The organism is Allobosea vaviloviae (assembly GCF_001298265.1).
Lineage (GTDB): Bacteria > Pseudomonadota > Alphaproteobacteria > Rhizobiales > Beijerinckiaceae > Allobosea > Allobosea vaviloviae_B.
In genome coordinates, this window is the sequence record NZ_LGSZ01000025.1 from 18,100 (window position 1) to 34,399 (window position 16,300).

Annotated in this window: 11 protein-coding genes; 4 read left to right on the forward strand and 7 right to left on the reverse strand. The window is 67.4% G+C overall.

Going from position 1 to position 16,300, the window contains the following annotated elements; genetic code table 11:
• Window positions 1–5 precede the first annotated feature (5 nt).
• The 5 genes from nikC to AE618_RS05580 all read right to left on the reverse strand — a co-directional run bounded on the left by nikC (window position 6) and on the right by AE618_RS05580 (window position 4,377).
• Window positions 6–896, reverse strand: coding sequence for a nickel transporter permease (nikC, locus tag AE618_RS05560; protein WP_054208063.1), 891 nt, complete (start codon window positions 894–896; stop codon window positions 6–8).
• Window positions 893–1,186, reverse strand: coding sequence for a helix-turn-helix domain-containing protein (locus AE618_RS05565; protein WP_054208064.1), 294 nt, complete (start codon window positions 1,184–1,186; stop codon window positions 893–895). Before AE618_RS05565 ends, nikC begins: the two co-directional genes overlap by 4 nt.
• A complete protein-coding gene (locus AE618_RS05570; RefSeq protein WP_054208065.1) occupies window positions 1,186–1,542 on the reverse strand; it encodes a type II toxin-antitoxin system RelE/ParE family toxin in 357 nt (118 codons plus the stop codon). Before AE618_RS05570 ends, AE618_RS05565 begins: the two co-directional genes overlap by 1 nt.
• A 41-nt stretch (window positions 1,543–1,583) precedes the next feature.
• On the reverse strand, window positions 1,584–2,648 hold the full coding sequence (locus AE618_RS05575; RefSeq protein WP_082365023.1) for an ABC transporter permease: 1,065 nt from the start codon (window positions 2,646–2,648) through the stop codon (window positions 1,584–1,586).
• 124 nt (window positions 2,649–2,772) lie between these two features.
• Complete coding sequence (locus AE618_RS05580) at window positions 2,773–4,377, reverse strand: ABC transporter substrate-binding protein (protein ID WP_082365040.1); 1,605 nt, start codon at window positions 4,375–4,377, stop codon at window positions 2,773–2,775.
• Window positions 4,378–4,621: 244 nt separating this feature from the next.
• Between AE618_RS05580 and AE618_RS05585 the strand changes: the two genes are divergently transcribed.
• The 4 genes from AE618_RS05585 to pobA all read left to right on the forward strand — a co-directional run bounded on the left by AE618_RS05585 (window position 4,622) and on the right by pobA (window position 12,831).
• Window positions 4,622–8,029, forward strand: coding sequence for a DUF2126 domain-containing protein (locus AE618_RS05585; RefSeq protein WP_054208066.1), 3,408 nt, complete (start codon window positions 4,622–4,624; stop codon window positions 8,027–8,029).
• Between the two features lie 9 nt (window positions 8,030–8,038).
• Window positions 8,039–10,600: a circularly permuted type 2 ATP-grasp protein gene (locus AE618_RS05590; protein ID WP_054208067.1), complete on the forward strand. Its 2,562-nt coding sequence runs from the start codon at window positions 8,039–8,041 to the stop codon at window positions 10,598–10,600.
• The gene (locus AE618_RS05595; RefSeq protein WP_054208068.1) at window positions 10,597–11,475 is read left to right on the forward strand and encodes a transglutaminase family protein; all 879 of its coding nucleotides are present in this window, start codon (window positions 10,597–10,599) and stop codon (window positions 11,473–11,475) included. The genes AE618_RS05590 and AE618_RS05595 overlap by 4 nt, the downstream gene beginning before the upstream one ends.
• Window positions 11,476–11,658: 183 nt before the next feature.
• Entirely contained in the window at window positions 11,659–12,831 is a 1,173-nt protein-coding gene (gene pobA / locus AE618_RS05600) for a 4-hydroxybenzoate 3-monooxygenase (RefSeq protein ID WP_054208069.1), read from the forward strand.
• A gap of 424 nt (window positions 12,832–13,255) precedes the next feature.
• On the opposite strand, the gene AE618_RS05605 is transcribed toward pobA, so the two are convergent.
• Both AE618_RS05605 and AE618_RS05610 read right to left on the reverse strand, forming a co-directional pair.
• The gene (locus AE618_RS05605; RefSeq protein WP_197280681.1) at window positions 13,256–14,227 is read right to left on the reverse strand and encodes a BMP family protein; all 972 of its coding nucleotides are present in this window, start codon (window positions 14,225–14,227) and stop codon (window positions 13,256–13,258) included.
• Window positions 14,228–14,333: 106 nt separating this feature from the next.
• A complete protein-coding gene (locus tag AE618_RS05610) occupies window positions 14,334–16,148 on the reverse strand; it encodes a chloride channel protein (RefSeq protein WP_054208071.1) in 1,815 nt (604 codons plus the stop codon).
• Window positions 16,149–16,300: the final 152 nt, after the last annotated feature.

The window sequence follows — 16,300 nt, forward strand, 5'->3', positions numbered from 1 at the left end:
GGCGCTCACCTCGCATCCATGACGTCGCGCAGGCCGTCGCCGAGCAGGTTGAAGCCCAGCGCGACGACGCAGATCGCCAGGCCGGGGAAGGTCGCGACCCACCACTGGTCGAAGATCTGCTCGCGGCCGGCCGAGATCATCGCGCCCCATTCGGGAATCGGCGGCTGGGCGCCGAGACCGAGGAAGCCGAGGCCGGCCGCGATCAGGATGATGCCGGCCATGTCGAGCGTCGTGCGCACGATCAGCGAAGGCAGGCACATCGGCACGACATGCTTCCAGACGATGCGCCATTGCGAGGCGCCCTGCAGGCGGATCGCCGCGATATAATCCTGCTGGCGGATGATCAGCGTTTCGGCGCGGGCGACGCGGGCATAGGGCGGCCAGGCCGTGATCGCGATGGCGATGACGGCGTTTTCCAGGCCGGGGCCGAGCGCCGCGACGAAGGCCAGCGCCAGGACGAGGCGGGGAAAGGCGAGGAAGACATCGGTGATGCGCATCAGCAGGCGGTCGACCCAGCCGCCGAGATAGCCCGAGGTCGCGCCGATCAGCAGGCCGATCGGGCCGACCGTGATGACGACGAGCAGCACGATCACCAATGTGACGCGGGTGCCGTAGACGATGCGGCTGAAGATGTCGCGGCCGAGCGAATCGGTGCCAAAGAGGTTTCCGCCCGAGGGCGGCAGCAGGCGCCGGTCGAGGTTCTGCGCCAGCGGATCGGCAGTCGCGATCAGCGGCGCGAAGGCTGCGACCAGCAAGAGCGCGACGATGATGGCGAGCCCGAACATGGCCAGCGGATTGCGCCGGAAGGCGAGCCATTTGCGATAGGCCTGGCCAAGCCGGGCCTGACGCCGGGACGCCGGAGAATCGCTGAGGAGATAGTCGGTCCAGGTGGTCATGCGAGTTCAAGACGGATGTGTCGCCCGACCGCCTTGGCGGCACGCGACAGCATCCCCAGCGTGACGGAGTCATTATTGGGGTCGAGCAGCCGGTTCAACTGTGCCCGACTGGTGGCGAGGCGCCGTGCCATTTCGACCTTGGTGATCTTCTGCTCCTGCATGATCGCGCTCAACTGCCAGGCAATGACGCGCTTGACCGCCGTTTCGGCGACCTCCTCGTAAATGCCGTCCTCCTTGAGGAAGTCATCGAAGGACTGCCCCAGGCGGCCTTGCTCGGTATCCTCGCTCATCACCTCAGTCCCTTCATCCGTCTTAGCGCAACCTCGATCTCGCGATCGGGCGTCTTCTGCGTCGTCTTCTCGAAACCGTGCAGCAGAGCCATGTGCCCGCCATGGACACAGAACAGAACGCGTGCGATCCGCCCTCCCGCCAGACTGCTCCGCACCTCCCAAAGTCCCTTGCGTCCCGTGATCGCGCGGCAGAGCGGCATTCCGATCGGCCAGCCGAACTCCACCGCCTTGATATCCGCCCCGATCACTTTCCGGTCTTCCGACGACAAACCCAACAGCCAGTCGCGCACAGGCGCGGTCCCCCGCTCGGTCTCATAGAACGCAGCCGGCAATCGCTTTCCGACAGGTTCGATCATGTCACTTATGTACTAAAAATGATACATCTATCTAAGCTGCCTCATCGCGTCCGGGGATCGACGAGCCGGCCGAGGATGTCGGACAGCAGGTTGACGCCGATGAAGACGGCCCCGATCACCAGCGTGCCGCCGAGCACCGCGTTCATGTCGGCGTTGAGCAGCGAGTGGGTGAGATAGCGTCCGAGGCCAGGCCAGGCGAAGATCGTCTCGGTCAGGACCGAGCCTTCGAGCAGGTGCATGTAGGAGACGGCGATGACCGTCACCAAGGGCACGAAGGCGTTGTGCATGGCGTGGCGCCAGACGACGCGGAACTCCGAGAGCCCCTTCACGCGCGCCGCGATGACGTATTGCTGCTGCAGCTCGGTGATCATGAAGCTGCGGGTCATGCGGCTGATATAGGCGACGCTGAGGATGCCGAGCACGGCCGACGGCAGGATCAGATGGGACCAGGCGTCGCGGAAGGCCTCCCAATCGCCCTCGATCGCGGCGTCGATGACAAGGATGCCGGTGATCGGGGTGATCAGGTCCTGAAAGGCGACGCCGGCGCGGCCCGGCCCGCCGACCCAGCCGAGCTTGGCGTAGAACAGCAGCAGGCCCATCAGGCCGAGCCAGAAGACGGGGATCGAATAGCCGAAGAGGCCGATGACGCGGGCGACCTGGTCCGGCCAGCGGCCTTGATAGACCGCCGCCAGCACGCCCAGGGGGATGCCGAGCAGGCAGCCGATCAGCGTGCCGAGCGTGGCGAGTTCGAGCGTGGCCGGAAAGACGCGGCGGATGTCGTCGACGACGGTGTTGGAGGTCAGGACCGAGCGGCCGAGATCGCCGGTGAAGACCTTGCCGACATAAACAGCGAATTGCTGCCAGAGCGGCTTGTCGAGACCGAGCTCGATGCGCGCGGCGTCATAGGTCTCGGGGCGGGCGTTGTCGCCAACGACGGCCAGCACCGGGTCGATCGGGATGACGCGGGCGATGAAGAAGGTGATCAGCAGCAGGCCGAAGATGGTGATCGCGACCGTGCTGAGCTCACGCGAGGCGAGTTTCGCCCAGCGTCGCGCCGTCTCGCTCCATGATCGCCTTCGGATCGGGCCTTGGGCCACGCTGCTCATGCCATGTTTCCGTTTCCGGGATTCTTGATCCGGGCCTTCGCTCCGGCCGGGCCGCGCGAGCAGCCGGAAGCAAAAGCCCCGCCACGGCCGCGCAGGGCCGTGGCGGGGCTTGCGGCCCGTTGCGTCAGTTCTTGGTGATCGGCGCGTAGAAGTTGGTGTCCGAGCTCGGGCCGATGGCCCAGCCCTTGACGCCCTTGCGATCGGCCGAGACCTCGACCTGCTGGAACATGATGACGAAGGGCGAGACCTTCTGGTGCTCACGCTGGAGATCGCCATAGATGGCGGCGCGCTTGGCGGCGTCGGTCTCGAGTACGTTGGCCTGCGTGGTCTTGGTCATCTCCGGGATGTCCCAGGCATTGCGCCAGGCCAGCGTCTTCGACTTGGCGTCCTCGCCATTGTTCTCGTTGATGGCGAAGGTCTCGGCATTGGTGTGCGGGTCGAGATAGTCCGGGCCCCACTGGCCGATATAGATGTCGTGGGTGCGGGCGCGGTACTTGGTCAGCGTCTGCTTGCCGTCGCCGGGGATCAATTCGAGCTTGATGCCGGCCTGGCCCCAGCTCGACTGGATCGCCTGGGCGATGTCGGTGATCGGGTTGACCGAGCGGACGTCCATGGTGACCGTGAAGCCGTTGGGCAGGCCGGCCTTGGCGAGCAGCTCCTTGGCCTTGGCGGGGTCGAACTTGTAGGGCTTGTCGCTGATCGCGCCGAGGAAGCCCTGCGGCAGGAAGGATTCATGGGCCTTGTAGGTCCCCTCGACGATGTTGCGCTCGATGGAGGCGTAATCGACGAGATACTTCAGGGCTTCGCGCACTTCGGGTTTGGCGAGGTTGGCGTTCTTCGAGTTCAGGCCGAGATAGAGGATGTAGCCCTTGTCGCCCTGGACGATCTCGACATCCTTGTTGCTTTTGACCGCGGCGAGCTGGTCCTTGGAGAGGTTGCGGGCGATGTCGATGTCGCCCTTCTCCAGCAGCAGGCGCTGCGAGGCCGGCTCGGCGACGTGGCGCACGACGATGCGCTTGTTCTTCGGCGCGCCCTTGTACCAGCTCTCATTGGCGTCGAGCGCGTATTGCTCGTTGGGGCGATAGGCGCGCACCTTGTAGGCGCCCGAGCCGGCCGAATTGAGCTTCAGCCAGCCATTGCCGAAATCGCCATCCTTCTCATTGGCCTTGACCAGCTTGGTGTCGACGATCGAGGCGACGCCCGAGGTCAGGCAGTTCAGGAAGAAGGTCGGGGCGAAGGGCTTGGAGACGGTGATGACAACGGTGGCGTCATCGGTGGCCTTCACCTTCTCCAGGACATTGTCCTTGGTGAAGCCGAACTGGGCCAGGATGAAGCCGGGCGACTTGTTGAGCGTCACCGCACGCTGGAACGAATAGACCACGTCGGCGGCCGTCAGCGGGTTGCCGGAGTGGAACTTGACGCCGGGGCGCAGCTTGAAGGTGTAGGTCAGGTTGTCGGGCGAGACGCTCCAGCTCTGGGCGAGCTCGGTCGTCAGCTCGTTGTTCTTGGCGAGATCGACGCCCATCAGCTTGTCGTAGAGGTTGGTGACGACCTCGACGCCGGAGAATTCGAAGGCCTCGGCCGGATCAAGCGAGATGATGTCGTCGATCTGCTTGGCCATGACCACCGTGTCCTTCGGGGTCTGGGCAAAGGACACCGTGGTCTGGGCAGTGGTGGTCAGCAGCGTGGCAAAGGCCGACGCCACCATCAGTTTCGCTACGTGACGCATCGCATTCCCCATCGTTTCGGATTGGCGGCCGTACGCGCCGGCCATTGGCGTGAATGTGGAACCAGTCGGCGGCTTCTGTCCAGCAGGACGAGGCCCGTGTCCAGATGTTGCTGCACAGTTCTTGTGCATCGGGCTGCCCGGATCGTGCAATGCGTCGCGAGATGCGGCTTTGCGAGCCTTCCCGGCCTCGCTAACGTGGAACATCCCGGCCCTCGCCGGCCCATGACCAACAGGTGCTCAGCTCTTGGCCATCATCGCCGCGCTTCATCACGTCACCCATTACCGTTATGACCGGCCGGTCACGCTCGGGCCGCAGATCATTCGGCTGCGGCCGGCGCCGCATTGCCGCGCCGCGATCAACAGCTATTCGCTGAAGGTTTCGCCGGCCGAGCATTTCGTAAACTGGCAGCAGGACCCGTGCGGCAACTGGCTGGCGCGCTATGTCTTTCCCGAGCCGGTGAGCGAGTTCCGCATCGAGGTCGATCTCGTCACCGAGTTGTCGATCATCAATCCGTTCGACTTCTTCGTCGAGACGGATGCCGAGATCTTCCCCTTCACCTATCCCGAAGAGCTGCGGGCGGAGCTTGCGCCCTATCTTGTCACCGAGCCGGCCGGGCCGCTGCTGCAAGCCTTCCTCGCCACCATCCCGCGCGAGCCGACCAACACCGTCAACTTCGTCGTCGACCTCAATGCGCGGCTCGCGGGCGGCATCGCCTATGGCATCCGCATGGAGCCCGGCGTGCAGGAGCCCGAGCACACGCTCGACATCAAGTCCGGCTCCTGCCGCGATTCGAGCTGGCTGCTCGTCCAGATCCTGCGCCATCTCGGGCTCGCCGCCCGTTTCGTCTCGGGCTACCTGATCCAGATGAAGGCCGACATCGACCCGTTGGAGGGTCCGCGCGGCACCGACAAGGACTTCACCGACCTGCACGCCTGGGCGGAGGTCTATATTCCCGGCGCCGGCTGGATCGGGCTCGACCCGACCTCGGGCCTGCTGACCGGTGAGGGCCACCTGCCGCTGGCGGCGACGCCGCATTACCGTTCCGCCGCGCCGGTCTCGGGCGTCGCAAGCTATGCCGAGACGACCTTCGATTTCGAGATGAGCGTGGCGCGCGTTCATGAGGTGCCGCGCATCACCCTGCCTTTCTCGGATGAATCCTGGCAGCGGCTGGATGCGCTCGGCGAGCAGGTCGAGGCCGATCTCCAGGCCGGCGATGTGCGCCTGACCATGGGGGGCGAGCCGACCTTCGTCTCGATCGACGACCAGACCGGCGAGGAATGGAACATCGCCGCTGTCGGCCCGACCAAGCGCCAGCGCGCCGATGTGATGATCCGGCGCCTGCGAGAACGCTTCGCGCCCGGCGGCATGCTGCATTACGGCCAGGGCAAATGGTATCCGGGCGAGAGCCTGCCGCGCTGGGCCTTCGCGCTCTACTGGCGAGCCGATGGCGAGCCGATCTGGCGCGACGCCGCGCTGATCGCGCGCGAACCGGGCGCGCCGACCGGCGGCGACCGCGAGCTGGAAGCCGGCGCCACGATCGCCGAAGCCGAGGCGCTAGCCGAGGGTCTGTCGGACAAGCTCGGGCTCGGCTCCGATTATGTCGTGCCGGCCTATGAGGACACCGGCTACTGGCTGCTGAAGGAGGCCCAGCTTCCCGACAATGTCGATCCACTCGACCCGCGCCTGGCCGACCCGGAGGAGCGCGCGCGCATGCAGCAGGTCTTCCAGCTCGGGCTGGGCAAGCCGCGCGGCTATGTGATTCCGGTGCAGCGCTGGCAAGCACAAGCCGGCGACAAGCGCTGGCGCTCCGAGAAATGGAAGCTGCGCCGGGGCAAGCTCTTCCTCGTGCCGGGCGATTCCCCCGTCGGCTACCGCCTGCCGCTCGGCTCGCTGCCGGTGGTGCCGAAGGCCGAATATCCGCATATCCACCCGCAGGATCCGATGGAGGAGCGCGCGCCGCTGCCGCGCGCCGCCGGCGGCTTCGGACCAGCGGCCGACCCGCCGCCCGCCGAGGCACCGATCCGCGTCGAGCCGCACGCCTCCCAGGACTTACCGCCGCATCAGATGTCGCGCACGGTCGAGGCCAGCGGCGCTTCCGCCCAGGATCGCACCGAGCAGGAGATCGGCGGCGAACATGTGCGCACCGCCATCAGCCTCGAGATCCGCGACAATGTGCTGTGCGTCTTCCTGCCGCCGGTCGAGCGGCTGGAGGATTATCTCGACCTCATCGCCAGCGTCGAGCAAGTGGCGCGCGAGCGCAACCAGCCCGTCCATATCGAGGGCTATCCGCCGCCGCACGACCCGCGCCTGAACGTCGTCAAGGTCACGCCCGATCCCGGCGTGATCGAGGTCAACATCCATCCGGCGCGCAACTGGCGCGAGGCGGTCGAGATCACGCGCGGCGTCTATGAGGAGGCGCGGCAATCGCGGCTCTGCGCCGAGAAGTTCATGGTGGACGGGCGCCATACCGGCACCGGCGGCGGCAACCATGTCGTGCTCGGCGGCTCAACCCCGCCCGACTCGCCGTTCCTGCGCCGGCCGGACCTGATCAAGAGCCTCGTGCTCTACTGGAACCGGCACCCTTCGCTGTCCTATCTGTTCTCCGGGCTGTTCATCGGCCCGACCAGCCAGGCACCGCGCATCGACGAGGGGCGCCACGACGCGCTCTACGAGCTGGAAATCGCGCTGGCGAAGATCCCGCAGCCGGGCGAGGCTGCGATCCCGCTCTGGCTGGTCGACCGGCTGCTGCGCAATCTCCTGGTCGATGTTTCCGGCAACACCCACCGCACCGAGATCTGCATCGACAAGCTCTATTCGCCGGACGGCCCCACGGGACGGCTCGGCCTGATCGAGTTCCGCGGCTTCGAGATGCCGCCGGATGCGCGCATGAGCCTGGCGCAGCAACTCTTGGTGCGGGCGCTGATCGCCTGGTTCTGGCGCGAGCCGCAGACCGGCGGGCTGGTGCGCTGGGGCACGACGCTGCATGACCGCTTCATGCTGCCGGAGATGGTCTGGCAGGATTTCAAGGACGTGCTCGGCGATCTCGGCCGCGCCAGCTATGCCTTCGACCCGGTCTGGTTCGAGGCGCAGGCCGAGTTCCGCTTCCCGTTCTTCGGCAAGGTCGAGCATGGCGGCGTCGAGATCGAGATCCGGCAGGCGCTCGAGCCCTGGCACGTCATGGGCGAGGAAGGGGCGATCGGCGGCACGGTGCGCTATGTCGACTCGTCGGTCGAACGCCTGCAGGTCAAGGCGAAGGGGCTGGTGCCCGGCCGCCACCTGATCACCTGCAACGGACGACGCCTGCCGATGACGCCTGCGGGGGGAGCCGGCGACAGCGTCGCGGGGCTGCGCTTCAAGGCCTGGCAGCCGGCGTCCGGCCTGCATCCGACAATTCCGGTGCATGCGCCGCTGACCTTCGACATCGTCGATACCTGGGTCGGGCGCTCGCTCGGCGGCTGCGTCTACCATGTCGCGCATCCCGGCGGTCGCAATTATGACACTCCGCCTGTGAATTCCTACGAAGCGGAGGCGCGCCGGCTCGCACGTTTCGAAGCGATCGGTCATACTCCCGGCGCGCTGGCGATTCCGCCTGAAGAGCGCAGCGCCGAATTCCCGTTCACCCTGGATTTGAGGCGTCCCCCCGGAGTGTAGACGCAAGCGATGGCATTGCAGGGGCGATCACCGTCGGCGCGCACCAGAACGGAGCGGCGCAACGTACTGCTGGCCGGATATCGGCCGCTTCCGGGCGTGCATGACGAGCTGATCGGCCGCGACGGCCAGGTGCGCCCGCAATGGGAGCCGTTCCTGGCCGAGTGGTGCGCCCTGTCGCCGGAGGAGCTGATCCAGCGCTTTGGCCTCGCTGACCGGCATGTCCACGATACCGGCGTGTCCTACCGCGTCCATGGCGACCTCGACGGGCAGGACCTGACCGCGGGCGAACGGGCATGGCCGCTCAGCCATGTGCCGCTCGTCATCACCGGCGCCGAATGGGCGACGATCGCGGCAGGCGTGGCGCAGCGTGCGCACCTGCTGGGCACGCTGCTCGACGACATCTACGGCCCCGGCGAGATGATCGCCAACGGGCTCCTGCCCGCATCCGTCGTCACCGGGAGCGCCGATTATCTGCGCCCGCTGCAGGGCGCGCCCGGCGGCGGCGCGCTGCAGCTCTATGCCGCCGATCTCGGGCGCGGGCCCGATGGGCGCTGGTGGGTGCTGCAGGACCGCACCCAGGCGCCGTCAGGAACCGGCTACGCCCTGGAAAACCGGCTCGCGCTGTCGCGGGCCTTCCCGGACATGTTCCGGACGATGAACATCGAGCGGCTGGCCGCTTTCTTCCAGGGCTTCCGCGCGGGACTGGTGGCGAGTTCGAAGCGCGTCGAGCCGCGCATCTGCCTTTTGACGCCCGGCCCCCTCAACGAGAGCTATTTCGAGCAGACCTATCTCGCGCGCTATCTCGGCTTCCTTCTCGTCGAGGGCGGTGACCTGATCATGCGCGAGGGGCGCGTGCATGTTCGCACCATCGCCGGGCTGAAGCGGGCCGACGTGATCTGGCGGCGCATCGACGGCGATTTCGCCGACCCGCTGGAACTCAACGCGCATTCGGCGCTCGGCGTCGCCGGCCTGGTCCAGGCCGTGCGCCAGGGCAGCGTGCATATCGCCAACGGGCTCGGCTCGGGCGTCGTCGAGGCCCGTGCCCTGATGGGCTTCCTGCCGGCGCTGGGGGAGAAACTCCTCGGCGAGGAGATGATCCTGCCCAATGTCGCGACCTGGTGGTGTGGCCAGCCGCGCGAGCGCGCCGCCGTGCTCGACCGTCTCGACGAGATGAGCATCGCGCCGGCCTTCCGCAGCGCGGGCGGTGGGCTCGACACCGGGCCGGTCGTTGCGGCCGACCTGCCGCCCCGGGAGCGCGACGCCTTGCGAGCCCGGATCGAGGCGCGCGGCATGGACTATGTCGGGCAGGAGGTCGTGCGGCTCTCGACCACGCCGGTGTTCCAGAACGGCCATCTGGAGCCGCGCCCGATGACGCTGCGCGTCTTCGCCGCCAACACACCCGACGGCTGGAAGGTGATGCCCGGCGGCTTCTGCCGCATCTCCGACGAGCCGGATGCGCGCGCGGTCAGCATGCGCAGCGGCGTGCGCTCCAGCGATGTCTGGGTGACGTCCGACGCGCCCGTCGAGCAAGTGACGCTGCTGCCGACGGCCGACCGCATCACCATCCGCCGGGTCACCGGCACACTGCCGAGCCGGGCCGCCGACAATCTGTTCTGGCTCGGGCGCTATCTCGAGCGCACCGAGGCGACGCTGCGGCTGGTGCGGGCGCTGCTCGGCCGGCTGATCGATGCCGACGTCACCAACCCGGCCCGTCCCGACACGGTGCGGCGGCTGGCCAATATCCTGGTCGCCTGGGGCGCCGCCCCCAATGCCAAAGGCTTGGCGTCGAAGGGGCGCGGCCCTGCCGTCGGAAAGGTCTCTCCGGCTCTCGCGCAGGCGACGGCTGCGCTCTACGATGCCGCCGAATACGGCTCGGCGCGCGCCAATGTCGGCGAGGCAAGGCGCACCGCCTCGGTCATCCGCGAGCGCTTGTCGATCGATGCCTGGCGTCTCTTCGGCGATCTGCTGCGCCAGTTGACGCTCGAGCCGGGGCGGCAGCCGAGCGAAGGCGAAGTCTACGAGGTTGCGGACCGGGCCCTGAAGACGCTCGCCGCCTTCTCCGGGCTGAGCCAGGAGAACATGGTGCGCGGGCCGGGCTGGCGCTTTCTCGACATCGGCCGCCGGATCGAGCGCGGCATCGCGACCTGCCGCTTTGCCCGCCATTTCGCCGAGACGACGGCGCCGAGCGACGGGCTCGACGCACTGCTCGACCTGACCGATTCCCAGATCACCTACCGCTCGCGCTACATGGTCGGCGCCAGCCTTCAGCCGGTGCTCGATCTCGTCATGCTCGACCCCTACAATCCGCGCTCGGTCGCCTTCCAGGTCGACCGGCTCGACACCGAGATCCGCGACCTGCCATCCCTGACCGAGGATGGCATGCTGGAAGCGCCGCGCCGGCTGATCCTGAAGCTCGCCGCCGAATGCCGCACGGCGGAAGCCTCGCGGCTCGACCGCGCCAGTATCCTGTTGTTCGAGCAGTTGCTGATGGGCGTTTCGAGCGCGATTGCCGACCGCTATTTTCTGCAGAACAGCGGTCCCGAAGGCTCCCGGTTGACAGGCATCGCGTGATCTACGACGTCCGGCACATCACGACCTACGGCTACAGCCGCATGGTCCCCTTCGCGCGCTGCATCCTGCGGCTGCAGCCGCGCAGCGATGGCGGCCAGACCGTCGCGTCCAGCGAACTCATCATCACGCCACGCCCGGCCGAACGCGTCGATGGAATCTGCTTCTTCGGCAACCCGATGACGACGCTGACGATCTCCAAGCCGCATCGCGAGCTCAGGGTCGAGATGCGCGCGCGTGTCGAGGTGAACCGGCCGCCCCCGCCCTTTCCCGGCCTGACGCGGCATTGGGAGGAGGTCTGCGCGCTGGCGCTGGCCTCCGACAGTCTGGCGCCGGAATCCCCTGCGCATCATCTCTATCCGAGCCGGCTGGTGCCGCCCGTTCCAGCGGTGACCGATTATGCCAGGGCGAGCTTCCCGCCGCTGCGGCCCGTGCTCGAAGGCGCCAGCGAACTGATGGCGCGCATCCGCCGCGAGTTCACCTATGACCCAGACGCGACAGAGGTCTCGACGCCGCTGGAGGAAGCCTTCCGCAACCGCCACGGCGTCTGCCAGGATTTCGCGCATGTGATGATCGCGGGGCTGCGGGGCCTCGGCCTGCCGGCGGCCTATGTCAGCGGCTATATCCGCACCATCCCGCCGCCGGGCGAGAAGCGGCTCGAAGGCGCCGATGCCAGCCATGCCTGGGTGATGCTCTGGTGCGGGCCCGAGACCGGCTGGATCGGGCTCGACCCGACCAATGATTTGATCGTCGCCGACGACCATATCGTCACGGCTTTCGGCCGCGACTATGCCGACGTCTCGCCGCTGGACGGCGTGGTGGTCGGTCCGGGCTCCCAGAAGATCGGCATCGCGGTCGATGTCATCCCGGTGATCTGAGCTCTCGCAAGTCCTCATCCCGCGAGACGCAGCCTTGGCTGTTCCTCCGGATGAGGGCTGCGGAATGGACGCGAACGCAGCATCCAAAACGCTTCCTTTTGATTGGTTGCCATGGCAACTTGTTTGGCGAGAACGTCACCCTGTGCTGGCTTGCACGGGGCAAGGCGCGAGCCGGGAGGACGCATGCGCACGCAAGTCGCCATTATCGGAGCTGGACCATCGGGCCTGCTGCTCGGACAGTTGTTGCACCAGGCGGGGATCGACAGCGTCATCCTGGAGCGCAAGAGCCGCGACTATGTGCTCGCCCGGATCAGGGCCGGCGTGCTCGAGCAGGGCACGGTCGGCCTGCTCGACCAGGTGGGCGCCAGCGCCAGGCTGCATGCCGAGGGCCTTGTCCATGACGGCTTCGACCTGCTCTTCGGCGAGCGGCGCCACCGCATCGCGCTCGACGCGCTGACCGGGGGCAAGCACGTCACCGTCTACGGACAGACCGAGGTCACGCGCGACCTGATGGACCAGCGCGCCGCGCAGGGCGGGCAGACGATCTTCGAGGCGGACGATGTGACGTTGCACGGGTTCGACGGCGCAAGCCCCTATGTCACCTATCTCGAAAGCGGCGTTCCCAAGCGGCTCGACTGCGACGTCATCGCCGGCTGCGACGGCTATCACGGCGTCTCGCGCGCCAGCATCCCGGCCAATGCGCTGCGCATCTTCGAAAGGGTCTACCCCTTCGGCTGGCTCGGCATCCTCGCCGATGTCCCGCCGGTTTCGGACGAGTTGATCTATGCCCGCGGCCAGCGAGGCTTTGCGCTGTGCTCGATGCGCTCGGCGACGCGCAGCCGCTACTATGTCCAGTGCGGGACCGACGAGCGCGTCGACGGCTGGTCGGACCAGCGCTTCTGGGACGAGCTGCGCCGCCGGCTCGACCCCGAAACCGCGGCGTCCCTGACCACGGGACCCTCGATCGAGAAATCGATCGCGCCGCTGCGCTCCTTCGTGGCCGAGCCGATGCGCTTCGGCCGGCTGTTCCTGGCGGGAGACGCCGCCCATATCGTGCCGCCGACGGGCGCGAAGGGGCTCAACCTCGCCGCCAGCGACGTGCATTACCTGTTCGAGGCGCTGCGCGAGTTGTTCCTGGACCGCTCGGAGGCCGGCATCGACGCCTATTCGCAGACAGCTCTGGCGCGGATCTGGAAGGCCGAGCGCTTCTCCTGGTGGCTGACCTCGCTGATGCACCTTTTCCCGGAGCAGAGCCCGTTCGAGCAGCGCATGCAGCAGGCAGAGCTCGACTATCTCGTCTCGTCCGAGCACGCGATGGCGGCGCTGGCGGAGAACTATGTCGGGCTGCCCTACTGAAGTGTGAGGCCGAGCACGTTCGGAACTCCTGCGCCGAAAAACCGTTCCTCCAATGCCTCAGCACTTTTTCGCAGGGGCGACAGCAGAAAGGAACGTCATGCAAAGACGCTCATTTTTGGCCGTTCTGGTCGGAGGACTGACCGCAGCGGCGAGCAGCGCGGCCCTGGCGACATCCACGGGGGTCGATGAGGTACAGGCGGCAGCGGTCGTCGATCCATCGGCGCTCGACGAAACGGATGCCGAATTCGCTCATATGCCCCCGGGACCGCGACATCGGGCGCATCGTGAATGGCATCGGCGCCGCTGGGCCCGGAGACGGAGGCGCCGGATGCGCCGCCGCTGGCATCGCGGACGCTGGCACTATTACTGGTAGATCCGCCGTAGCCGGGGCGCCGAAGCGAGGCCCGGCCACAATCTGTGTCGCTCAGACGGGCGTGGGGAACTCCGCGCCCGTCCATTCGACGGGGACCTTCAGCGAGCCAGCGATGATGGAGCTCGCTGCCGCCTCGATCCGGCCCCGTATCTCGACAGGAACAGAGGGGGCCATGACGAGGCGAACCGCCTCAGGGGTCTGCAGACCTAGATGCTTGACCTCACCTGCCGCAAACTTGCCGGCGGTGAAATCCGCCACCGCATCGAACAGCGCCCGGCCGGAATCAGCGAAGGCGGAGGCGATGAAGACGTCGGGAGCGATCGCGGTCCAGTCGCCGACATTGCCGATCTGCTTGACGCCAAGTTCACGGCACGCAGCGATGACCCCGTTGCGGCCGGCGTTGAGCATGGTGAAGATGACCTGCGCGTCCTTGGCGATCATCGCGCGGGCGATCTTCTCCGACAGGGCGTTGTCGTCCTGGTTGCCGGAGAAATTCGTCAGCAGCATCACCTTCGGATCGGCATGGGCGACGCCGGCCGCATAGGCCGCCCGGCCCTTCAGGCCCGGCGTGACGCGGATGCCCGACATGTGGCCGACGACGCCGGTGCGGGTCGTCAAGGCGGCGAGCATTCCGGCGAGGAAGGCCGACTGCTCCTGCAGCACCTCGTAACTCGCGAGATTAGGCCCCGTCACATTGCCCTGGGTGACGACGAAGCGGACCGCCGGGAACTCGGCCGCGACCGCCTTGGCGGCGGCGTTGTTCTGGCCGCCATGGGCGATGACGAGATCGGGCCCGGCGGCGGCGAGTTCGCGCAAGGCGGCGGTCAATTCCTCCGGCTTCGGCTGGACGCCCTGCCGGAAGGCGACGGAGACGCCGAGGCGCGCTTCGGCCAGCTTCAGCCCGTCATAGCCCGCCTGCATGAAGCCGCGATCGTCGATGCGCCCGGCAAAGAGCGCGGCGACCTTCTTTGGCGTCTGGGCGCGTACGGAACCGGCGGCGAGCGCTGTGCCCGCCAGTGCCAACAGGCTCCTCCGGTCAATTCTCATCGGGCTCATACTCATCCCCTTTCGTCGTTGGCGCGCCTGCTCCAGCAAGCGCCATGCCCAGACGCGCGCCAGCGCGCTGGCCTCATACCCCTGTCAGGTCGCGACTCTGCCGGTCGAGTTCGGCGTTATAGCGGCGCAATGCGAACTGCTCCGTCAGGAGGCCGAGAACGCACAGGCGCTCGCGATCATCGACGACGACGAGTTCCTCTGCCTGGGACGTGGCGAACAGGCTGGCGGCCTCGCGGATGTTCATGCTGGGGAGCAGCACGTCCTTGCGGTTGCGGGCGAGATCCGCGACCGTCTCGGCAGTGGTGTCCTCGGCATGGGCATCGGCGACCAGCACGATGCCCGCATAGCGGCCGAGATCATCGACGAGAACCGCGCGCTGGTTGGCGCCGAGCGGAAAATCCCGCCGGAACTGGGCCAGCGTGTTCGAGGCCGGGACAGTGCGGATGTCGCGCCGCATCATCCGACCGACGCTGAGCTCGCGCATCCAGCCGATATCGGCGGCGCTGCGAATGGTCTCGCCGCGCAGGTGGAAGCGCCAGGTCGCGAAGGAATAGCCGAAGGTGCGGCGCACCGTCAGCGACGAGACGACCGACGCCGCCAGCACCGCGATGGTCAAAGGCAAGCTGCCGGTCGTTTCCAGCGCGAGGAACGACATGGTCAGCGGGCCGCCGAGCACGGCCGTCGCCATCGCGCTCATGCCGATGACCGCGATCACCAGGGATGGGGTCTGCAGCCCAAGCCCGGAAATCCAGACGAGCGCGACGAGCTTGCCGAACATCGCGCCAATGAACAGCGAGGCGAAGAACAGGCCGCCGCGAAAGCCCGAGCCGATCGAGACCGCCGAGGCCACGGCCTTGAGCACGATCAAGGTCAGCAGCACCATCGCGGAATAATCGGCGGCGAAGCCGACATGCAGCGCCGAATGGCCCGAGGACAGCACCGCCGGTGTGATCAGCGCCAGCGATCCGACGATCAATCCGCCGACCGCCGGCCGAAGCGCAAGCGGGATGCGGCTGCGCCGGAACAGGCTCTCGGCCAGCGCCACGCCGCGCATCAGGACGATGCCGAGGCCGGCACAGAGCCCGCCCATCAGGATCACCAGCACATAATCCGCGCCAGTCAGCGGCTGCGAGAACCCGACATGGAACGGGATCGGCGTCACCAGCAGCCGCGCCACGCCGATCGCGCAGATCGAGGCGACGACGACCGGCGCCAGCGTCGCGATCGCATAGCTCGCGATGATCAGCTCGAACGCATAGAAGGCGCCGGTCAGCGGCGCATCAAACGCTGCCGCGATCGCGCCCGCGGTGCCGCAGCCGACCAGCATGCGCAGATCGACGCGCCTGACCTTCAGCAGGCGTCCGAGGCCCGACGCCAGCGCAGCGCCCCCTTGCGTGTAACCGGCCTCCATGCCGACCGAGGCGCCGAAGCCGTTGGAGATGATCGTCTGGACGACAAGGACGAGACTGTCTCGGAACGAGAGCCGTCCGCCATGGAGGGCATTGGCCTCGACCGGATCGACCACCGTGCCGCGCCCGCGCCTGGCCAGCACGATGCCGAGCGCTCCCATCAGCAATCCGCCGAGAACCGGCATGCCGAAGGCGCGCAAGGGCTCGACGAAAACCGCGCCGCTGACCTCGCCCTTGGCGGTCGCGAAAAAGGCGGCGTGAAGCAGTTTGGAGATGCCGACCATCGCCGACACCAGCAGCCCCGACATGATGCCGATGACACCTGCGACGAGAACGATGGCGAGATCGTCACTGCGCAGCAGACGCGGCAGGTTGCGACGGAAGCGGAGCCAAACGGCGCGTGCATCGCGGCGGCTCTGCGCAAGGCGGCCGCGGCGGGGCGGGACTGGGCTGATCGGGGCGTCGGAGAGGCTTGTCATCGAACACGCGGCCCGCATGCAAAAGGCGGAGCCGCACCGGACGCGCCAACGGGTCTTTCGCCGTGTCCTGTAGGTTTGGCGCGCTCGCCGCGTCAACCTCGTCGCTACGAAAAAGGCCGCGCTCCGGAGAGCGCGGCCCTGTTCACGTCACG